The sequence below is a fragment of the Streptosporangium brasiliense genome (assembly GCF_030811595.1).
GTDB lineage: Bacteria > Actinomycetota > Actinomycetes > Streptosporangiales > Streptosporangiaceae > Streptosporangium > Streptosporangium brasiliense.
Genome location: NZ_JAUSRB010000002.1, coordinates 85103 through 105823, shown reverse-complemented (window position 1 = coordinate 105823; position 20721 = coordinate 85103). Strand labels below are relative to the sequence as shown.

Below are 20721 nucleotides of genomic sequence, written 5' to 3'. Positions count from 1 at the left end.
GGGTGGCTCAAGGCTGGGGGAAGAAGTGGGTCAGACCGGGGCCCGGGACGTGAGGTTGGCCCGGGCGCTGCGCATGGCAGCGGTCTTCACCGCGGTCATCAAACCTCACCTCCCTCCCACGCCGATCCAATACCGAACGGACGGCAGCCTAGCATCCCGGTCAGGGGAGTTGTACCGCTGCCGTACCCGCGCGGACCCTGGCCGGGCGGCCGCGTTGACGGTGTACTTCCAGTTCCTGGAGTCGCGTCATCAGGTCGAGCCGCACAACGGTCACAGGACCGCGTACCCGGCACTTCCCGGGAAACCGGTGCTCAGTGCGGCCTGCTTGCCCGCGTCGAATTCCGTCCGGAGCCGGTTGGGTCCGGCGTCGATCCGGCGGTGGGGTAGTCGGCCGAGCGGCTCACGTCAGCCCATTTCTCGGTTTCGGCGGCGCGGATCTCGGCGGCTTTCCGGGCGGAGGCAACGGCGTCGCTGCCGAGGAGGAGCCGTCGGGGTGGGGCGTCGTCGCGGACGACGTCGATGATGATCCTGGCGGCACGGGCGGGGTCGCCGGGCTGGGTGCCGTCGGTGTCGCGTCGGTAGCGGTGGATGGCGCCCACGGTCTGCTCGTAGTCGGGGCCGACGGGGTGGATCTCCATGGAGGAACCCTGCCAGTCGGTGCGGAACGCGCCTGGCTCGACGATGACGACCTTGATGCCGAAGGGGGCGACTTCGCTGGCGAGGACTTCGGAGAAGCCTTCGACGGCGAACTTCGCGGCCTGGTAGGCCCCCATTCCCGGGGTGCCGCCGACGCGCCCTCCGATGGAGGAGAACTGTACGAAGACTCCTGATCGTTGGGCGCGCAGGACGGGCAGGGCGGCCCGTGTGACGTTCACGACGCCGAAGAGGTTGGTCTCGATCTGGGCGCGGAAGTCGTCTTCGGCCATCTCCTCGATCGGTGCGCTGTTGCCGTAGCCGGCGTTGTTGACGATCACGTCGAGGCCGCCGAAGGTGTCGGTGGCCTCCTTGACCGCTCGGGAGGCCGCGGCGGCGTCGGTGACGTCGAGTGCGACCGCCCGTATCCGGTCGCCGTGACGGGCCGGCAGGTCGTCGAGTTGCTTGGGGCTGCGTGCGGTGGCGATGACCTGGTCGCCTGCTTCAAGGACGGCCTCGGTGAGGTGGCGTCCGAAGCCGCGTGACGCTCCGGTGATGAGCCATGTCTTGGCCATGGGTGTTTCCTCCGCCCGGCGTTCTTTAACTGTCACATCAATGTAGCGTTTATTAGCTCAAGGTTCGCATTATGTGACACAAATCTCTTCATGTGCTGCAGAGGAGGCCCGTCGTCAGTCCTGGTGACAACGCCGCTCCTTGCATAGGTCAGGGGTTCCTGTCTCCTCGGCTGTGCTGGTCCCGGTACGTCTCGAGCAGCCGCAGCCACACCTCGCTGATGGTGGGGAAGGGCGGCACGGCGTGCCAGAGGCGTTCGACGGGGATTTCGCCGGTGATCGCCACGGTGGCGGAGTGGAGGAGCTCGGCGACGCCCGGTCCGGCGAAGGTGGCGCCGACGACGGTGCGGCGATCGGGGTCGATCAGGACGCGGGCCCTGCCACGGTAGTCCGGGTCGTGCTGGAGGGCGCCGGCGACGTGGCCGAGGTCGTAGTCGACGACGTCGACGCGGCGGCCGGTGCGCCGGGCTTCGATGGTGGTGAGGCCGACGCCGGCGACCTCGGGGTCGGTGAAGACGACCTGAGGTACGGCGGCGGTGTCGGCGGTGCCGGCGTGAGGGCTCCAGCGTCCGGTGTCGAGCGGGGTGCCGCAGGCTCGGGCGGCGATGACGGCACCGGCGATGCGGGCCTGATACTTGCCCTGGTGGGTGAGCAGGGCCCGCCGGTTGACGTCGCCCACGGCGTAGAGCCAGTCGCCCGGGGCGGCGGTGACGGTGAGGGTGTCGTCGGTGGTGAGCCAGCCTCCGGGGGGCAGGCCGACGGTCTCGAGGCCGATGTCGCCGGTGCGGGGCGCGCGGCCGGTGGCGAAGAGGATCTCGTCCGCGGTGAGCCGGCTGCCGTCGGAAAGGGCGATGCGGACCTCGCCGCCCGTGCGGGCAGCGGTGGCGACGGTCACGCCGAACCGCAGGTCGCTGCCCGCTCCGCGCAGGCGGTCGGCGACAAGTCCGCCGGCGAAGGGTTCCATCTGGGGCAGCAGGCGGGTGCCGCGGGCGAGGAGGGTGACCTGGGTGCCGAGGGCCTGCCAGGCGGTGGCCATCTCGGTGGCCACGACGCCCGCGCCGACGATGAGGAGCCGTCCGGGCGGCTGCGGGGCGCTGGTGGCTTCGCGGCTGGTCCAGGGGCGCAGGGCGGCGAGCCCGGGCAGGTCGGGGAGGGCGGCGCTGCTGCCTGTGCACAGGGCCACGGCGTGCCGGGCCCGCAGGTGGACGGTGCCGCCGTCGGGGGTGGTCACGGCCACGCGTCGTGGCCCGTCAAGGCGGCCGTGGCCGCGTCGGAGGTCGATGCCGGCCGTCTTGAGCCATTCGACCTGGCCGTCGTCGCTCCAATGCGCGGCCATGCGGTCGCGATGCGCCAGTACGGCGGCGGCGTCCAGTGGTCCGGCGGCGGCCGGGGCCAGGCCGGGTACCCGGCCGGCGTCGGCACGCAGGAGAGCGGGCCGCAGCAGGGCCTTGCTCGGTTCGCACGCCCAGTACGAGCATTCGCCGCCGACGAGCTCGCTTTCCACGATGACGGTGCTCAGTCCGGCGGCGGTGGTCCGGTCGGCGACGTTCTCACCGACCGGACCGGCCCCGATCACGACCACGTCATAGGTACGGGTGTCTTCGCTGGTCACTGGTCCTCCATGGGTGGCCTTGTCCCGGGGGTGCCGTCGGTCAGCGGCCGGGCAGCCGTTCGGTGATCTCCTGCAGGAACCAGCGGTTGCCGTCAGGGTCGGTGAACGAGGCGAAGGAGCCGTAGCTGGCACGCTGCGGGTGCGGGCCCATGACACGGCCGGTCTCGCCGGCCTGGTGGAAGGCGCCGGTGGCGTCGTGGAACGGACCGGTGACGTCGACGCCGAGGCCGGCCAGTTCCTTGTGGGCCTGCTCGATGTCGGACACGATCAGGTGCAGCCCCTGGACCGTTCCGGGTTCGGCGTCGGTGAGGCCGTCGCCGAAGATGATCGAGCAGGCGGAGCCGGGGGGAGTGACCTGAATGATCCGGTAACCGTCGTTGACGGGGAAGTCCGCGTCGAGGCGGAAGCCCAGCCGCCGGGTGTAGAAGTCCTTGGCGCGGTCGACGTCGGATACGGGCAGGACGACGACTTCGAGCTTCATGTCCATGGTTGTGATCTTCCTTTCGGTCCGGTGCTATCGGGTGGCGCGTGCGGCCTTCTCGATGACGCCGGCCACGGTCTTCGGCTGGGAGACGGCGACGGAGTGGGAGGCGCGTACTTCGATGGAGTGTGCGTGGGCGCGCTTGGCCATGTAGCGCTGGACTTCGACGGGGATGTTGAGGTCCTGGGTCGTGATGACCGCCCAGGTGGGCTTGTCCTTCCACGCGGCGGCCTCGGTCTTCTCCTCCAGGGCGGACTGGGCGATGGGCCGCTGGGTGGCGGCCATGAGGGCCGCGGTGCCGGCCGGTACGTCGGCGGCGAACTGGTGGTGGAACTTGCCGGGCTTGATGTACAGGTCGGTTCCGGTGGTGCCGTCGGGGAGGGTGAAGGGGGTGGGGTCGAGGGTGCCGGGGAGTGTGGAGCCGGGGTACTTGCCCGTCAGCTCCAGGGCGGTCTCGCCGGGGGCGGGCAGGAAGGCGGCAACGTATACGAGGGCCTTGACCTGGGGGTCGTTCGCGCCGGCGACGCTGATGACCGAGCCGCCGTAGGAGTGCCCGACAAGGATCTTGGGTCCGGCGACGTGGTCGAGGACGCTGCGGAGTGCGGCCGCGTCGTTGGCCGGTCCGCGCAGCGGGTTGGCCGGGGCGACGACGGGGTAGCCGTCCGCGCGCAGCTCTTCGATCACCGCGTTCCAGCTGGAGGCGTCGGCGAAGGCGCCGTGCTCCAGCACGACGGTCGGCTTGGCCGGCTTGTCCGACGCGGAGGCGGGCGTGGCGGCGGCGGTGAGGAGACCGATCGCGAGCGTCGACAGGGCACCCAGCATGAGCCGCCGGCTGCGTACACCCTTGATGCTGACCACGATTTTCCCCTTTCAGGAGGCTTCAGACGGAGGTGGTGGATCTGCTGCCATCACTGTCGTCAGAGAAGGACCGTGGTCACATCCGTCACTTGACGGTCAGTCACGACGGGTCGGCCGAGCCGTCGTTCAGTACCGCGACGGTGCTGGTCGACGGGCTGTCTCGCTTCACACGGCGGCCGGGTACGCGTGTGCGCGCCTCAGCGCGTTAAGCCGTTCGACTCTTCAGTCGGGACGTGAGCACGGACGGCACCGCCCAGCCGTGGGCCGCGAACTGCGTACATGTCCCCGTATGTGCCCGCCGGCCTGCGCCGCGACGTGTGTGACGTGCTCCCGGAGCGGCTCGCCGATGCTGACCGTCAACTGACTGATGTGCCGGTCCCGGCCGCGAACGACAGTGAGACGCACCGCGACAGCCGATGACCCGGTACTTCAGCGAGAGGAACGTCATGAAACGCCTTCTGATCATCTTCGCGGTCGGAGTGCCGCTGGTGGCGGCGTGCCTGCCGGCCGCGGCTTCGGCCGGCACCGCGCGCTCCGCCACCGCCCCGTTCACGTGCTCGTCCATCTCCGTGAACGCTCCGGCCGGCACCGCGGTGGAGTCCGTGACGGCGGTGAGCCGGGAGGCGGGCACCGTGACCGTCCCTCCGGTGCCGCCGTTGACCGACGTGGTCGAGATCCCGGACGTGCCGGCCTACTGCGATGTCACGGTCACGCTCACCCACCCGGGCGTCGGCGACCACGCCAAGGTGCGGATCTGGCTGCCCGGGACAGGCTGGACCGGCCGTTTCCAGGCGTTGGGCGGCAGCGCCTTCGCCGCCGGCGACTACGGCGCGGGCCTGGCCGGCGCGGTCAAGAGCGGCTACGCCGCCGCGACCACCGACGCCGGCGTCGGCACGTACCTGGATACCGGCTGGGCCCTGAGAAGTGACGGCGAGGTCGACACGGCGCTGCTGAAGAACTTCGCCGACCGGTCCCAGCACGAGATGGCGGCCGTCGGCAAGCAGGTGGTCAACGAGGTCTACGGCAGGCCCGTCTCCTACTCGTACTGGAACGGCTGCTCCACCGGCGGCCGTCAGGGCTACATGGAGGCCCAGCGCCACCCCGGCGACTTCGACGGCATCCTGGCCACCGCTCCGGCGATCAACTGGGACGAGTTCGAGGTCGCGACCCTGTGGCCGCAGGTGGTGATGAACGAGGAGGACACCTTCCCCTCCCCTTGTGAGTTCAACGCCTTCAACGAGGCCGCCGTCAAGGCCTGCGACCCGCTTGACGGTGCTCCCGACGGGCTGATCGGCGACCCCGCCACGTGCGCCTTCGACCCGCGCCGGCTCATCGGCAAGCGCGTCGAATGCGACGGAAAGCAGGAGACCATCACCGCGGCCGACGCCGCCGTCGTGCGCAAGATCTGGGTCGGCCCCCGCACCCCGTCCGGTAGGAAGTTGTGGTCGGGCATCCCGATCGGAGCCGGCTTCGACCTCGCCGGCACCCGCGTCGACACGGACGGGAACCGCGTGGGCGCGCCGTTCCCCGTACCGGCCACGTGGGTCTCGACGTTCCTGAAGCGGCAGCCCTCCTACGACCTCTCGACGATCACCTACGCCGGGTTCGCCGAGCTGTTCGAGCAGTCCCAGGCCGAGTACGACACGATCATCGGCACCGACGGCCCTGACCTGTCGGCTTTCCACAGGTCCGGCGGCAAGCTCCTCACCTGGCACGGCCAGGCCGACCAGCTGATCCCCACGCAGGGCACCGTGGACTACCGCCGGAGGGTGGAGCTGGCCATGGGCGGTGCGCGCCGGGTCGACGACTTCTACCGGCTGTTCCTGGCGCCGGGCGTCGCCCACTGCGCCGGCCCCACGAGCACCGGCCCCGTGCCCACCGACGCCCTCGGCGCCCTGACGGCCTGGGTCGAACAGGGCAGGGCCCCGCAGACGCTGAGCGCCGCCATCACGGACTCCTCCGGCAAGACGGTGACGCGCGAGTTGTGCCGGTACCCGTCCGTCTCCCGCTACATCGGCCACGGCGACCCGGCCGACGACGGCAGCTACTACTGCGCCCCCGTCCGGCACTGACGACCATCCACCCGTCTGGAGAAGGCCACCCACCATGAACACGAAGTCATCCGGAACGTCATCCCTGCTCAAGCTGTACCTGGGCCGTGGAGTCCTGGCCGTGGCGTGGGCCGCGGTGTTCGCCTCCGCGCACGACCCCATCGATGCCCTGGCGATCACCCTGCTGGTCGTCTATCCGCTGATGGACGCGGCGTCGTCGCTGATCGACCTGCGTGCGCTCCCGGACGGATCGGAGCGTCGCCTGACGCTGTTCAACGGGGTGCTCAGCACTCTGGCCGCCGTCGGTGTCGGCCTGGCGGGGGCGGGCGGGGTGGCGGCGGTGCTGCACGTGTTCGGTGCCTGGGCCGTCGTCTCCGGTGCGGCGCAGATACTGGTCGGGCTGCGGCGGCGCGGCCCGGAGCTGGGCACGCAGTGGCCGATGCTGATCGCGGGCGGTCTGTCGTTCCTCGTGGGCATCTTCTACAACATCCAGGCCCTCGGGGACGACGCCTCGCTCGACGTGCTGTCGGTCTATGCCACCGGCGGCGGCGTCTTCTTCATCATCCAGGCCGGGCTGCTGGCCTGGCGTGCCCGCCGGCGGCAGACACAGACCGTCTGACGGAACCAGCGGAAACACACCGACAGCCTGCCGGATCGCATCCGGCAGGCTGTCTCGGCATTTCAGGTAATGGTCAGAAGTGGTCCACGTCGACGACGGCCTGCGCGAAGGCCGTGGGCGCTTCCTGCGGCACGTCGTGGCCGATGCCCGCCAGGGTGCGGTGTCCGTAGGCGCCGGTGAACATGTTCCGGTACGACGAGCCGTCGCCCGGCGGCGCCGTGAAGGGGTCGCGCTCGGCGTCCAGGGTGATGGTCGGCACCTTGATGGTCGGCCGTGCGGCGAGCCGCTTCTCCAGACCGTCGTAACGGCGCTCCCCGTCGGCCAGGCTCAGCCGCCACCGGTAGTTGTGGATCACGATGGCGGCGTAGTCGGGGTTCTCGAAGGCCGCGGACGTGCGCTCGAAGGTGGCGTCGTCGAAGTCCCACGTCGGGGAGACGGTGTCCCAGATAAGCCGGGTCAGGTCGTGGCGTTTGGCCGAGTCCTCCATGGCCTTCCTGCCCCGCTCGGTGGCGAAGTAGTACTGGTACCACCAGGCGTGTTCGGCCTTCGGCGGCAGCGGCTCGAGGTTGGCCTCGAGGTTCGTGATGAGGTAGCCGCTCACCGACACCAGGGCCTTGCACCGCTGCGGCCACAGGGCCGCGATGATGTCGGCGGTCCTCGACCCCCAGTCGAAGCCGGCGAGCACGGCTTTGTCGATCTTCAGGGCGTCCATCAGGGCGATGATGTCGAGTGCGATCGCCGACTGCTGGGCGTTGCGGAACGTCTTCGAGGACAGGAACCGCGTCGTGCCGTGACCGCGCAGGTAGGGAACGATCACCCGGTAGCCCTGCGCCGCCAGCAGCGGGGCGACGTCGACGAAGCTGTGGATGTCGTACGGCCAGCCGTGCAGGCAGATGACCGCGGGCCCGTGGGCCGGGCCCGCCTCGGCGTAGCCGATGTCCAGCAGCCCGGCCCTGACCTGCTTCAGCGAGGCGAAGGACGTGTGCGTGCCGGGCGTGACCGCCGGCAACGTCGGGGCCGCCCCACGCCTGGTGGCGGAGGCGGCCGGGAAGGCATGCACGCCCGCCAGCGAGGCGACTGCCGCGCCGGTGGCCAGACCGAGGGTCTTGCCGAAGGTGCGCCTGTTGATCATGTGGAATCCTCCGTGTCGTGTCGCGGGGAATGCGGCATCTCTCACTGTTTCCGGCAGGGGGATCCGGTACATCAGTCACATGACGGTGAGACACGGCGGACGGCAGCCGTGCCGGCCACGCGGAACCCTCCCCGGAGCGCGGCGTCCCGGCAGACCGCGCCGGACCGGCGACGCAAGGCGGACAGGAACATTGAGTCATTCGACTGTTCCCGCCCCGGACGCATCTGGAAGATCCTTGGATCACGGCCCGTACGACCTGGTCCTGAGCCTTTCCGGAGGATCCGTGAACCCCACTCCCGTCGTCTTCATCCATGGCGCGTGGCTCCACGCGTCGTCGTGGGATTCATGGAACGAGCGCTTCTCCAGTTTCGGTTTCGCCGTCTGCGCGCCGGGCTGGCCGGGAGAGCACGCCACGGTGGGCGAGGCCCGACGGCACCCCGAGACGTTCCATGAGCTGGGGCTCGACGCGCTCACGGATCACTACGCGCGCATCGTCCGGTCCTTCGACACCCCGCCCGTGGTCGTCGGCCACTCGGTGGGCGGGCTCATCGCGCAGCACCTCCTCGGCGCGGACGCGGGCCGTGCCGCGGTCGCCATCGCCCCCGTCCCGGTCGACCACGCGACCTCCCCGGCGCCTGGGGAGCCGTGGCCGGTGTCGATGGACGCCGGGAGGTTCCGGCGGCTGTTCGCCAACGCGGTCACCGAGCAGGAGTCGGCCGAGCTGTTCGAGCGTCACGTCGTTCCCGGGCCGCGCCGGCTGCTGGCCGAGCTGGGACACGGCGGTGCCGTACGGCACCCGCGGGCGGTCGTGGACCACGGCAACACCGGCCGCGGCCCGCTGCTGCTGATCTCGGGGCAGGAGGACCGGCTGGTGCCCGATCACGTCACCCGGGCCGCGTACAAGTTGTACAGCGACTCGACGGCCACCAGCGGCCTCAAGCAGTTCCCGGACCGGGCCCATTCGCTGGTCGTCGACAGCGGCTGGCGGGCGGTCGCCGACCACGTGCTGGTCTGGCTCGCCGAGCGAGGGGTACGCGCCGACCCGTCGAAGTGGTGAAGGGGGCTCACGCGTCGCCGCCGTCGCCGACCTTGCCCAGAGCGTCGCGCAGCGCGGCACGCGTGGTGACGCCCAATTTCGGGAAGACGCGGTAGAGATGGGAGCTGACGGTGCGCGGGGACAGGTGCATGCGTCCGCCGATCTCCTTGTTCGTCAGCCCGCTCGCGGCCAGCTCGGCGATGCGGCGTTCCTGCCAGGTCAGCGTGGTCAGGTACGGCAGAGAGGCTCGGGCGGGCGTCCCCGAGGCGCGCAGCTCGGCCTGGGCGCGTCCGGCCCAGCCTGTGGCGCCGAGCCGTTGGAAGGACTCGGCGGCGCGGACCAGGACGGGCCGTGCGGCCTTGGGGCCCTGGGTGTGCCTGAGCCGGACGCCGTGCGCCAGGCGGATGCGCGCCAGCTCGAACGGGAAGCCGGCCGCGGCCGGGTGGGCCTCGGCCCGGGCGTACATGTCTTCGGCCTCCTTCTCGTCGGCGGTCGTCATGGCCAGGGCGCCGTAGGTGACGAGGGCCAGCCGGGGGGAGACGCCGGGCAGGCCGGCGTCGGCGGCGGCCTGGGCGTGCCGGCGGGCCTGCTCCAGGCGCCCGGTGTGCACGGCGGCCTCGACCAGGTCGAGCAACGTGCGTGCGGCCTGATGGGCGTGGCGTGCGAACGATCCCGGCGGCGTGATGCCGATGGCGTACAGGTAGGCGGCTTCGTGGTCACCCTCGCTCAGGGCCGCCGCCGTGCCGATGGCGTCGGCGATCTGGGCCAGGAATCCCACGCCGCGCGGGCGGGCCCAGGCGTCCAGGAGGGCCTGCACCTCCCGGGCCCGTTCGACCTGGCCGCGCATGGCGGCCAGGAGCCCCAGGTAGGCGTGAGTGTGGTGGGTGAACAGCGCGTATCCGTGGGACGTGGTCAGCTCCAGCGCGCGCTGTCCGGTCCGTTCGGCGTCGTCCCACTCGCCGGCGGCCAGCTGGTCGAGCATGATCAGATGCAGCATGGTCATGCCGGTGGCCACGGCGCCGGTCTCCACCTCACGGTCGACGGCGCGCTGCAGGTAGGGGCGGTACCGGCTCAGCGTGTCGACGTGGTAGGCGGCCACGGCCAGGCGCGAGACGTCCCACGGTTCCAGCTCCGAGACGCCGGCGAACGCGCGCTCGACACGCCCGTGCACGCCCGCGCCGTGACGGACGACGTCGCTCCACGCGTCGCGGTAGATCGCCGAACGTGTGTCGACCCGGTCTCCCAGGGAGTCCATGAGCTGCCCGGTGCGATCCCACAGCGCGGCGTCGCCGGCGTACTGGCTGATGGCCAGCAGCAGGTTCACCAGGCGGGTGAGGACTTCGGCGGGCTCGCGCGCGCCGTCTTTCCGCAGGCTCTCGATCGCCGCCGCGACGTGACGATGCGCGGAGCGTACGTCGCCGTCTTCGTACAGGGCCACGTAGGCCGAGGTGACGACCGCGGCGGGGGACTCGCCCGCGCCCGGCGGCAGGTCCGAGCGGACGAGCTGCTGCGCCTGGTCCAGGAGCGCCGCATGTCCGGCGATGAAGGCGGCGTCACCGACCCGCCTGGAGCGGTCGGCGGGGGTCTCGCTCAGCTCCGCCGCGCGGGTCAGCCAGGCCACGGCCGCGACCGCGCCCCCGCGCCGGGTCGCCGAGTCGGCCGCGGCCTCCAGTGCGGCTGCCACCTCCTCGTCGGGATCCACGATCGAGGCCGCCAGGTGGCGGGCGCGCCGCTCGACGTCGTCGCGGTGCACCCGCGCGAGCTCGGCGTGCGCCGCGCGGCGCTGGTTGGGGGTCGCCAGCTGAACGACGGTGGTGCGGATCAGCGGGTGCCGGAAGACGAGGTCGCCGGTGGCGGGGTCGGCGTCCAGGAGGCCGGCCGCGACCGCTCCGTCGGCCTCGCGCATGCGGTAGCGGGCGCCGGGGGCGCGGTTGCCGTTCGGTCCCGCCCCGACGCCGTCGAGGGCGCCGCGCAGCAGTTCCTCGCGTACGGGACCGGCCAGGCGTTCGATGCGGAGGCCGTAGACGTGCTGCAGACGGCGCGACAGCGGGATGTTGCCGAATCCGAGGAGTTCCTCGGCCGTGCGGCCGGTGTGGCCGCCGTTCAGGTGGACGGGCAGCTCCAGCAGCGCCAGGGGGTTGCCCATGGCGTGCTCCAGGACGATGCGCCGGGTCTGCGTGTCGAGCCGCGGATGGCGCATGTCCAGCAGTTGCCCGGCCGCCTCCTCCGGCAGGGCCGCCACGGGGAGCTCGGGAAGCGCGGCCGTGTCGAACCGCGAGCCGACGTCGGACCGTACGGCGATGAGCATCTTCACGGAGCTGCCGGTGAGCCGGCGCCCCACGAACCCGCACACCTCGGCGCTGGAGGCGTCCATCCACTGACCGTCGTCGAGCAACAGCAGCAGCGGTCTCTCCGACGCCGCCAAAGACAGCAGGTCGAGGACGGCGATGCCGAGGGACATGACCGACGGCGCCTTGCCCTCGCGGAGCCCGAAGACGACGTCGAAGACGTCGCGGCGGCCTCCGTCGAGCCCGGCCGAGTGGGGCAGCAGCGAGTACAGCAGCTGGTGCAGGCCGGCGAAGGGCAGCTCCGCCTCCGCCTCGACCCCGGCGGCGCGGATCACCCGGTGGTTCTCCGGGACCGCGAGGCCGGCCACATGGTCGAGCAGGGCGCTCTTGCCGACCCCGGTCTCGCCCCTGAGGATGAGGGCCTGCCCCCCGGCGGCCGTCATGAACGCCGACAGCTCCCCTTGGACGCCATCCCGGCCCACCATCGTCGAGGCGAGCGACTCCACGCTTCCTTCCCTTCTTCAGGTACGGCCGATCAGGTCGGAGCCCTTGGCCGCCAAGCTAGGCAGCCGAAAATGGACTCGCAAGTCCATAACGGTGGAATTCCGCATCCCGGATGGATGTCGACATCATAAATGCCTCATAAGTGTTGCTCTTAAGAATGTAACGTTCCCATAAGTGTGTCGGGTAGTTGCTTCATGTGCTACGTGAGGCGGTACCTTGGGCAGGTGAGAGCAGACGCGGCACGCAACCTGGAACGCGTCCTGAGCACGGGCGCCCGCATGCTCGCCGACGACCCCTCGGCGACCATCGCCGCCATCGCCGCCGAGGCAGGAGTGGACCGCCGCACGGTCTACCGCCGCTTCGCCTCCCGCGAAGACCTCATGGCCGCCGTCTACGGAGCCCGCTACGACGCGGTCGAGGAGGCCGTCGAGGCCGCCAGGCTGCGCGAGGCCCCGGTCGCGATCGCACTGCACCGTTACGTCGAGGGCATCATCGCCGTCAACCGCAGATGGCCCGTGGAGACGAGCCGCATGCTCCGCGAGGTGACGATCCTCCAGCGCCGCCGTCGCCTGGTCGACGAGGTCGACGCCTTCCTGCGGCGCGCCGTCGACGAGGGCCTGCTCCGCTCCGACCTGCCGCCCGGCTGGGCGGCCACGGTCCTGCCGCCGCTGATGGAACACGCCGCCGAGAACCTGCCCGAGCTGAGCGCCGCACAGGCCGCCGACGTCGTGGTCGACACGCTGCTGCGCGGCGTCGGCACCCCGCAGGCACACTGACCCCGCACGATGGTGGTGTGCAGGGTCCGCGACAGGCGGTCGTGACGCCAGTGGTCATGGGTCTCCTTCGCATCCGGTGCGGCTGAGCAGACCTGGCCTCGGGCAGCCCGCCCCGGTCCGACCCTAGGGACCGCTTGTTGACGACGTGTATACGTGCCATGGCAGGGCTGCTCAGGAGTGGTCCGCCGGCCGCCGAGGGCTGGTCCGGAGAATCGTCCGCAGCCCGCGCCGCCGCGTGCCCGGCCACGGCGGATACGCCTCGTCAACGTTCCGCATGCAGGCGGCGCCTATGGTCGTGCGCCATGTCGAGTCACCCCATATCCCTCGAACCGCCGGAAACACCGGTACTCCCGGATGACCCCACCCCCGTGACGCGGGAGGGCGGCGGTGTCCTGGAACTGCTCGAACGCATCGGATCCGTCGTCGTGCCGATCGCGGTGGCGCTCTACGCGGTCCTCTACATCGGCATCGAGCAGATGTACGCCGTCTTCGGCGTCAACCCGCAGCAGGTGGGCGTCGACCAGTCGGTCCTGCTCGGCCGCATGACCAGCACCCTGGTCCTGCTCCTGCTGGTCGCCATGCCACTGCTCGGCGTCGTCGTCGGCGTGGGCTGGCTGATCGACAAGATGACCGGCGGAGCGGCGAGCAGGCTCGTACGGAAACTCCGGGAACGGCCTTGGATCGCAGCGGCGCTGGCGGCACTGTGGTGCGGGGCCACCTACTGGGGCGTACTCCGCCTCTTCGGGGATCCGGACCTGTTCGCCATGGTCGTCATCGCGGTGGGGCTCGGCGTACTGGCCTTCCTGATCCCGTTCCGGCTGTTGCGTCGCAAGCCGATCGGGCGCGCCGGGACGAAGGTGATCGTCGGCGGCATGACCGGAGTCGGCCTGGGCTTCCTGCTCATCCTGGGGCTCGTCGAGGGCGCGGTCGACGTCCAGAACAGCGGGCAGGCCAACGAACTGCTGAACGCCGTCGGCTTCCAGGACCAGTGGGCGGTGATCAAAAGCGCTGAGGACGACAAGCCGCTCTACGACGGCCGCTGGATGATGCTGCTGGGCGAGAGCGACGGCACATACGTCCTGTACGACTGCGACAAGCTGGAGACTCTCCGAAGGCCGATGGAGACCACCAACCTGGGCCAGATCCAGCTCGATCCCGAGCGAGAGAAGGGCTTCACCTGCGGCAGCCTGGCACAGCAGGACACCCCATGACAGGCATCGCGGCCCATGCCCGGCGGGGTCTCGGGCTGACGCTCGACGCGCTGCGGCGTCGCCCTTCGCCGGCCCGTCGGCGCTGCGGTTGCACGCCGTTCCCGACAGAGCCTTGAACGACCAGAGATCAGAGAAGACGTGATGACTGAAACGGACCAGCCGAGGAAGCTGGTGCTCGTGCACGGTGCCTGGCACGGACCTTGTTGCTGGGATCGGCTCGTACCGGAGCTGGAGAGCCGCGGCTGGAGCGCGTCGACGGTGGATCTGCCGAGTACGTCGGGAGATCCGGATGCCGGGATGTACGACGACGCGCGGGCCGTACGGGAGCACCTCGAGACCGTCGAAGGCCCCGTCACCGTGCTGGCGCACTCCTACGGGGGTGTCCCGGTGACCGAGGTCGCCGAGACGGTGCCGAATGTCGAGCGGCTCGTCTACCTCGCGGCGCACATGCTGAACGCCGGCGAGGCGGTGATCACGCCCATCGGGGGACCGTGGTTCCCGCCGGAAACCAAGATCGTGCCGTGCCCGGAACCGGCGCGAGAGGCCTTCTACCACGATGTTCCCGCGGAGTTGGCCGACACAGCCGTGGCACGGCTCAGGCCACAGAGCGCTCGGGCCTTCACCGAGGAGCAGACACGGGCGTCGTGGCGGACCATCCCTTCGGCACTGATCGTCTGCGACGACGACAGAAGTCTGCCCGAGCTGTTCGTGAAGCGGCAGCTGACGATGGCCGACGTGGTCCGGCACCTGCCCGGCGGCCATTCCCCGTTCCTGTCCCGGCCCGTTGAGCTCGCCGGGCTCATCGACGAGGTGACGCGGACCCTCGCGGCGCGCGACTGAGCACCTGGCCGTGGGGCGGCGCGAGGGATCTCTCTTGGCCGCCCCACGGTGAGGGCGGTCACGCCAGGAGGTCCGCCAGGCGGTCGATCTGCTGGATGTCGTCGGACCAGCACTGGAAATCGTCCTCCCGCGCGCCGACCCCGAGGCCGAGGGTGAAGCGGCCACCGGACAACCGGTCGAGTGTCGCGCTCTGCTTCGCCGGCAGCACCGGATCGCGCAGGGGCGCGAGCAGCACCTCCGGCTGCGCACGGATGCGCTCGGTCACCGCCGTCGTCGCGAGTCCCGATATGCATTCCGTACACGCTGGTGAAACGTTGTATCCGGGCACTTCGGTAGGGTCGCGCACGGCTGGGGAGACAGCCGAGGACACCGAGGGTAGGAGTGCCGCACCATGCCGCTTTTCGGACGGGAAGCCGAGCTGAAGGCCCTGGCCGAGCTCATCGACGGCCCCGGTGACCGCAGTGGCGTTCTCCTCCGGGGGGAGGCCGGCGTCGGGAAGTCCGCGCTCGTGGCGGAGGCCGTCTCCGCTCCGTCGGTCGCAGGACTGCGCGTGCTGACGACGACCGGCGTGGAGTCCGAGCAGAACCTCGCCTACGCCGGGTTGCATCGGCTGCTGTACCCGGTCCGGGCGGGCGTGGACGCGCTGCCGGCCCCGCAGCGTGACACCCTGCGGAGCGCGCTGGGCCTCGCCGACGGGGCCGGACCCAGCGCCTACCTCGTCGGCCTCGCCACGCTGACCCTGCTGGCCGAGGAGGCCGCCGTCCGGTCGTTGCTGGTCGTCGCCGAGGATGTGCACTGGCTCGACCGCGCCAGCGCCGATGTCCTCGCCTTCGTGGCGCGGCGGATCGAGTCCGAGCCCATCGCCATGATCGCGACCCTCCGGGAGGGGGAGCGCTCGCCCCTGCAGGACGCCGGGCTGTTCCCGATGCCCGTCGACCGGCTCTCCGACGAGGTCGCCGCCGAGCTCCTGGACTCGATCGCCCCCGGCCTCACCTCAGCGGTCCGGACGTGGCTGCTGGAGGAGGCCGCCGGGAACCCGCTGGCGCTGACCGAGCTGCCGGCGGCCATGGGAGACCACGCGGGGCCCGGTCCGGCGCTGTCGCTGAGTGATCACCTCGGCGGGGGTCCGGTGCTGCCGCTCACCGAGCGTCTTGAGCGTGCGTTCACCGCCCGGGTCGCCACGCTGCCGGCGCCGGTCCGCACCGCCCTGCTGGTCGCGGCGCTCAACCAGAGCGATTCGGTCTCCGAAACGCTCGCGGCCACGGGACTGATCCTGGGGTCGGCGGCCGAGCTGGAGGTCCTCGCACCGGCCGTCGAGGCCCGGTTGATCGAGCTCGGGATCGGCATGGTGAGGTTCCGTCATCCCCTGATGCGGTCGGCCATCCCGGCGGCTTCGACGCTCGCCGAGCGCCGGCGGGCCCACCTGGCGCTCGCCGAGACGCTACGCGGACGGCCGGACCGGCGGGCCTGGCACCGGGCCGCCGCGGCGTCCGGAGCGGACGAGGAAGTGGCGGCCGAGCTGGACCGCGCGGCCGACCGGGCCCGGCACCGGGGCGGGGTCGCCGCCGCGATCGCGGCGCTTGAGCAGGCGGCCCGGTTGAGCGAAGGGCAGGCCCGGAAGGCGCTCAGGTTGCTGAGAGCGGCCGAGCTCGCGGTCGAATCCGGCAGCCGCGACACGGCTGAGCGCATGGTGGGCGACGCGCGGGCCCTCGACCTCTCGCCGCGCCGGCGCGCCGCCGCCGCCTGGTTGCTCAGCGGCTTCGAGGACGGGGTGCGCGAGGACGTCTCCCGCGTGTCGGAGCTGGCCGAGCTGGCCGCGTCGGTGGCCGCCGACGGGCAGGTCGAGCCGGCTGTCCGGATCCTGTGGGGCGCCGCCATGCGCTGCTTCTGGTCCGAACCGGGCCCGGCCGCCCGCCGCTCGCTGCTGGGCGTGGCCGACCGGCTCCCCGTTCCTGCCGACGATCCGCGCATGGTCGCGGTCGCCGCGTACGTCGCGCCGTTCGAGCGGGGCGGCACCGTGCTCGACGGGCTGCGCAAACTGGCCGGCGTGGCCGGCGCCGACCCGGAGGTCGATCGCTACCTGGGCAGCGCGGCCCTGCAGGTCGGGGCGTTCGACCTGGCCGCCCGTTTCTCCGCGGCGGCCGCGCCCGGCCTGCGTGCCCAGGGCCGGCTCGGGTTACTGCCCCGGGCCCTGGCCGTTCAGGCGTGGAGCCAGGTCCGGCTCGGTGACCTGGCCACGGCCGTGCCGGTCGCGGCGGAGGCCGCCAAGTTCGCCCAGGAGACCGGTCAGCCGTTCATGTACGGGCTGGCCAGGGCCGTCCAGGCCGAGATCGCCGCGCTGCGGGGCGACCACGAGTCGGCCAGAACGCTCGCCGACGAGGCCGAACGGGTCGCACTCCCGGCCGGCGCCCGACCCGTCCTGGCCACCGTCCAGCTCACGCGCGGGCTCGCGGCCCTGAGCGAGGGGCGTTTCGACGACGCGTTCGCCGCCCTGAGCCGGATCCTCGATCCCGCCGACCCCGCCTACCAGCTGGCCCTGCGCGCTTACTTCCTCGCGGAGCTCACCGAGGCCGCCGTGCGTGCCGGGCGGACCGACACCATGCGGGACATCCTGCACGACCTGGAGCCGCCGGCCGCATCGACGCCTTCACCGGCGCTGCACATCGGGCTGCGCTACGCGCGCGCCGTGCTCGCCCCGACCGCGGAGGCGGAGGCGCTGTTCACGGCCGCGCTGCGGACGGACCTGACCGGGTGGCCCGCCGAACGCGGACGCCTCCATCTGGCGTTCGGCGAATGGTTGCGACGGCAGCGCCGGGCCGCGGAATCCCGGACGCATCTGCGCACGGCCAGGGAGACCTTCGACGCGCTCGGCATGGCCGCATGGGGCGAGCGCGCACGACGGGAGCTGCGCGGTGCGGGGGAGTCGAGCCCGAACCGGGACCCGGACGCGCGGGAGAAGCTCACCCCGCACGAGCTGAACATCGCGCAGCTGGCCGCCGAGGGGCTGACGAACCGGGAGATCGGGCAACGGCTGTACCTGTCTCACCGCACTGTCGGCACTCACCTGCACCGGATCTTCCCCAAGCTGGGGGTGAGCTCCCGGGCCGATCTCGCGCGGACGCTCAAGGCTCACGAGGAGAGGTAAGGGCCGTCTGCCGGTGACCACACCGGCAGATGTCGTTCCTCTCTCCCGGCCGCCGCGGAAGGCGGGTCAGGAAGTACCGCTGCCGCCCGACACCCAGTTCCGCACGGCCGGGGCGTACCCGGTCGGCTTGTCCCCGACCTTGATGCCAGGACTGACCAGCCAGCTCTGATAGTCCGGCGTGAACATCCGGTAGACCGACCGGGGCGGCACGGAACTCGCCTCGTCGAGCTTCGCGCGCAGCTCGGCCGGCAGCTCGAAATCGAGGGCCGCCAAGTTGGCGTCAAGCTGGTCCGTGCTGCTCGCCCCTATGATCGCCGAGGCGACCCCGGGCTGGGTGGCGACCCAGTTGACGGCCACCTGGGCCATCGTCCTGTCAAGCTTGTCGGCGACATTCTCGAGTGTCGCCAGAAGCTGCCATTCCCGGTCCGTCCACGAGCGTCCGGGCGAGCCTCCGCCGTTGAGCCGGCCCTGCCCGACCAGGCCCCGGTCCGTGTTCCGATATTTCCCGGTGAGGAAGCCGCTCCCGAGGGGACTCCACGCGGTGATCCCGAGTCCCAAGCTCTGCCCCATGGGGACGTGTTCCAGTTCGATCGCCCGGTCGACAAGGGAGTAGGGCAGTTGCAGGCTGACCACCGGTACGAGGGAGTTCGCCTCGGCAAGGGTCTGGGCCCGCGCCGCGTACCAACTGGGCACGTCGGACAGGCCCGCGTAGCGGATCTTCCCAGCCCTGGTGAGGTCGTCGAAGGTGCGCATGACCTCCTCGACAGGAGTGATCCGGTCCCAGGTGTGCAGCATGAACAGGTCGATGTAGTCGGTGCGCAGGCGGCGCAGTGACGCCTCGACCGCTCTGATCATGTGCTTGCGTCCGTTGCCCCCCGCGTTCGGGTCCCCGGGGTCGACGCTGTTGGTGAACTTGGTGGTGAGCACCACCCTGTCGCGCACCTTGGCTTCCGCGACGAGGTTGCCGAGGATGGTCTCGCTCTCACCGGCGGTGTAGAAATCGGCGGTGTCGATGAAGTTCCCGCCCGCTTCGAGGTAGCGACGGAAAACGGGGCGGGCCTCCTCCTCGGTCTTGCCGTATGCGGCGTGGAAACCGCCGGTGCCGAAATTCATCGTGCCCAGCGCCAGTCGACTGACGCGCAGCCCGGAACGGCCGAGCAGATAGTAGTGGTCCAGAGGCATGGGAATTTCACTCCGTCGGGTGGAGAAGGGCATTGCTCGGTTCCTGAACCGTGCGGTCCGTTCAGCTTGCGTGGCTGAAAATGGACTGTCAAGTCCAATCGTCTGGACGGCGCGTGGCCCCGCGGCGCCTTCCGGGGGCCGATGCGGCAGGCGCGGATCGCGCGACGGGCGGATCGCGTCCGGGGCGCCTACGCTAATATGGACTTAAAAGTCCAATCTGGATTGGTGACCATGCGCACGCTGACCCGCAAGGGAGCCGCGACGCGGCAGCGCATTCTCGAGGGCGCGGCCGCGCACATCCGCGAGTTCGGCGTGGCCGCCACGACCCTGGACGACGTCCTGGCCAGGACGACGACGAGCAAGAGCCAGCTGTTCCACTACTTCCCGGGCGGGCGGGAGGAGTTGCTGCTGGCCGTGGCCCGCCTCGAGGCCGACCGTGTGCTGGAGGACCAGCGGCCCCAGCTCGACAGCCTTACCTCCTGGCCCGCCTGGCAGGCGTGGCGGGACAAGGTCGTCGACCGCTATCGGCGGCAGGGACGTCTGTGCCCGCTCAACTCCGTCACCTCGCACCTGGGCAGCCGCACGCCCGGCGCCCAGGCCGTGGTCACCGAGTTGATGCACCGCTGGCAGACCGAGATCGCCGCCGGTGTACGGCACATGCAGGACGCCGGCGAGATCGACCCGGGCCTGGATCCCGACCGGGCGGCGGCCGCCCTGCTGGCCGGCATCCAGGGCGGCGTGCTGATCCAGATGTCCACCGGCCAGACCGTCCATTTGGAGGCCGCCCTGGACATGGGTATCGCCCACCTCCGGGCCGGCCGGTGGAGCAGCTCAGACAAGTGAGGCGTCAGCCGCCGTCCTGATCCGGGCGTACATCCTGCGCAGGCCGGGACCGGGCTCCAGGCCCAGATCGTCGTCCAGCAACCGGGCGATCAGCCGGTAGGCCGACAGCGCCTCCCCGCGGCGGCCGTCGCGGTCGAGGGCCCACATCAGCAGCTCCCACAACCGCTCGCGATAAGGCTCCGCCGCCGTCGCGAGCGTCAGTTCGGCGATCGCCTCGTCACAGTCGCCCCGCTCGATGTCGATCGCCCAGCGCTCCTCCATGGCTGAGGCGCGCAGCTGCTCGAGCCAGGCGCGGCGGCCCTCGAAGAAGGCTCCGCTCAGCCCGTCGAGCGCCGGTCCGCGCCACAGCGCCAGCGCGCCGCGCAGCAACCGGGAGGCCTCCGTGATCTTCCCTTGCTCGCGGGCTTCCCGGGCGGCGGCGGTGGTCTGCCGGAACACCGCCACGTCGACCGCGCCGGGGTCCACGACCAGCTGGTAGCCCCGGCCCGCCGACCTGATCTCCGCCTCGGTCCCCAGCCCGGCCGCACCGCCGTCGGTCAGCACCCGGCGCAGGCGGGAGACGTACGTGCGGGTGCTCGCGACGGCGCTGCGTGGCGCCTCGCGGCCCCACAACGCGCTCACGATCTCGTCGAGCGAGACCTGACGCCCCTCGCTCAGGAGCAGCAGGGCGAGCACCCTCCGCTGTTGCGGAGACCCGGCCTCCAGCTCTTCCCCACCGCTCCAGACCCTTGTCGGACCCAGTAGCCCAAAGCTCACCCCGGCCATCGAGGTTCCCCCACCCTCTCGCGTAACGCGACCCGTCACTGATGCCCTGAAGCCGTGCCCGGGCGTCTCTGCCCGACCCTACTGACGCCGCGTCGGCCTCTTGACGCATTGCCGAGGCATGACCCCGGATGACGTACACGCACAGCGTCACCTGACGCTCGCGAAGGCGATCC

Annotated in this window: 17 protein-coding genes; 8 read left to right on the top strand and 9 right to left on the bottom strand. The window is 71.2% G+C overall.

From position 1 onward, the window contains the following. Window positions 1–311: 311 nt before the first annotated feature. The 4 genes from J2S55_RS09025 to J2S55_RS09010 form a co-directional block, all read right to left on the bottom strand. Window positions 312–1208: an oxidoreductase gene (locus J2S55_RS09025; RefSeq protein WP_306858687.1), complete on the bottom strand. Its 897-nt coding sequence runs from the start codon at window positions 1206–1208 to the stop codon at window positions 312–314. A gap of 148 nt (window positions 1209–1356) precedes the next feature. After that, window positions 1357–2817, bottom strand: coding sequence for a dihydrolipoyl dehydrogenase family protein (locus tag J2S55_RS09020; protein ID WP_306858686.1), 1461 nt, complete (start codon window positions 2815–2817; stop codon window positions 1357–1359). A gap of 40 nt (window positions 2818–2857) precedes the next feature. After that, the gene (locus tag J2S55_RS09015; RefSeq protein ID WP_306858684.1) at window positions 2858–3298 is read right to left on the bottom strand and encodes a VOC family protein; all 441 of its coding nucleotides are present in this window, start codon (window positions 3296–3298) and stop codon (window positions 2858–2860) included. A 33-nt stretch (window positions 3299–3331) separates the two neighbouring features. Next, window positions 3332–4156 (bottom strand): alpha/beta fold hydrolase, encoded by an 825-nt coding sequence (locus J2S55_RS09010; RefSeq protein ID WP_306858682.1) that lies wholly within the window; start codon window positions 4154–4156, stop codon window positions 3332–3334. Between the two features lie 446 nt (window positions 4157–4602). Here J2S55_RS09010 and J2S55_RS09005 point away from each other — a divergent pair, with 446 nt between their 5' ends. Continuing rightward, on the top strand, window positions 4603–6228 hold the full coding sequence (locus tag J2S55_RS09005; RefSeq protein WP_306858680.1) for a DUF6351 family protein: 1626 nt from the start codon (window positions 4603–4605) through the stop codon (window positions 6226–6228). A 34-nt stretch (window positions 6229–6262) separates the two neighbouring features. Further along, window positions 6263–6826 carry a DUF308 domain-containing protein gene (locus J2S55_RS09000; protein ID WP_306858678.1) on the top strand — a complete coding sequence of 188 codons (564 nt, stop codon included), beginning with the start codon at window positions 6263–6265 and terminating at the stop codon, window positions 6824–6826. A 73-nt stretch (window positions 6827–6899) separates the two neighbouring features. Here J2S55_RS09000 and J2S55_RS08995 read toward each other — a convergent pair whose 3' ends face one another. Further along, the gene (locus J2S55_RS08995; protein WP_306858676.1) at window positions 6900–7958 is read right to left on the bottom strand and encodes an alpha/beta fold hydrolase; all 1059 of its coding nucleotides are present in this window, start codon (window positions 7956–7958) and stop codon (window positions 6900–6902) included. A 283-nt stretch (window positions 7959–8241) separates the two neighbouring features. Here J2S55_RS08995 and J2S55_RS08990 point away from each other — a divergent pair, with 283 nt between their 5' ends. Then, window positions 8242–9015 (top strand): alpha/beta hydrolase, encoded by a 774-nt coding sequence (locus J2S55_RS08990; protein ID WP_306858674.1) that lies wholly within the window; start codon window positions 8242–8244, stop codon window positions 9013–9015. Between the two features lie 7 nt (window positions 9016–9022). Here the strand turns inward: J2S55_RS08990 and J2S55_RS08985 are convergent, their stop codons facing one another. After that, a complete protein-coding gene (locus tag J2S55_RS08985) occupies window positions 9023–11788 on the bottom strand; it encodes a helix-turn-helix transcriptional regulator (protein WP_306858672.1) in 2766 nt (921 codons plus the stop codon). 222 nt (window positions 11789–12010) lie between these two features. Between J2S55_RS08985 and J2S55_RS08980 the strand changes: the two genes are divergently transcribed. The 3 genes from J2S55_RS08980 (at window position 12011) to J2S55_RS08970 (ending at window position 14613) form a co-directional block, all read left to right on the top strand. After that, window positions 12011–12562 (top strand): TetR/AcrR family transcriptional regulator, encoded by a 552-nt coding sequence (locus J2S55_RS08980; RefSeq protein WP_306858670.1) that lies wholly within the window; start codon window positions 12011–12013, stop codon window positions 12560–12562. 368 nt (window positions 12563–12930) lie between these two features. Next, the gene (locus J2S55_RS08975; RefSeq protein ID WP_306858667.1) at window positions 12931–13773 is read left to right on the top strand and encodes a hypothetical protein; all 843 of its coding nucleotides are present in this window, start codon (window positions 12931–12933) and stop codon (window positions 13771–13773) included. Between the two features lie 141 nt (window positions 13774–13914). Further along, window positions 13915–14613 carry an alpha/beta hydrolase gene (locus J2S55_RS08970; RefSeq protein ID WP_306858664.1) on the top strand — a complete coding sequence of 233 codons (699 nt, stop codon included), beginning with the start codon at window positions 13915–13917 and terminating at the stop codon, window positions 14611–14613. Between the two features lie 58 nt (window positions 14614–14671). Here the strand turns inward: J2S55_RS08970 and J2S55_RS08965 are convergent, their stop codons facing one another. Then, window positions 14672–14878, bottom strand: a complete 207-nt coding sequence (locus tag J2S55_RS08965; RefSeq protein ID WP_306858662.1) for an LLM class flavin-dependent oxidoreductase — start codon at window positions 14876–14878, stop codon at window positions 14672–14674. A 126-nt stretch (window positions 14879–15004) separates the two neighbouring features. Between J2S55_RS08965 and J2S55_RS08960 the strand changes: the two genes are divergently transcribed. Continuing rightward, the gene (locus J2S55_RS08960; protein WP_306858660.1) at window positions 15005–17758 is read left to right on the top strand and encodes an ATP-binding protein; all 2754 of its coding nucleotides are present in this window, start codon (window positions 15005–15007) and stop codon (window positions 17756–17758) included. A 66-nt stretch (window positions 17759–17824) separates the two neighbouring features. Here the strand turns inward: J2S55_RS08960 and J2S55_RS08955 are convergent, their stop codons facing one another. Beyond that, on the bottom strand, window positions 17825–18940 hold the full coding sequence (locus tag J2S55_RS08955; protein WP_306858657.1) for an aldo/keto reductase: 1116 nt from the start codon (window positions 18938–18940) through the stop codon (window positions 17825–17827). 231 nt (window positions 18941–19171) lie between these two features. Here J2S55_RS08955 and J2S55_RS08950 point away from each other — a divergent pair, with 231 nt between their 5' ends. After that, window positions 19172–19783, top strand: a complete 612-nt coding sequence (locus J2S55_RS08950; RefSeq protein ID WP_306858656.1) for a TetR/AcrR family transcriptional regulator — start codon at window positions 19172–19174, stop codon at window positions 19781–19783. Here J2S55_RS08950 and J2S55_RS08945 read toward each other — a convergent pair. After that, window positions 19772–20548: an AfsR/SARP family transcriptional regulator gene (locus J2S55_RS08945; protein WP_306858655.1), complete on the bottom strand. Its 777-nt coding sequence runs from the start codon at window positions 20546–20548 to the stop codon at window positions 19772–19774. The genes J2S55_RS08950 and J2S55_RS08945 overlap by 12 nt on opposite strands. Between the last annotated feature and the right edge of the window lie 173 nt (window positions 20549–20721).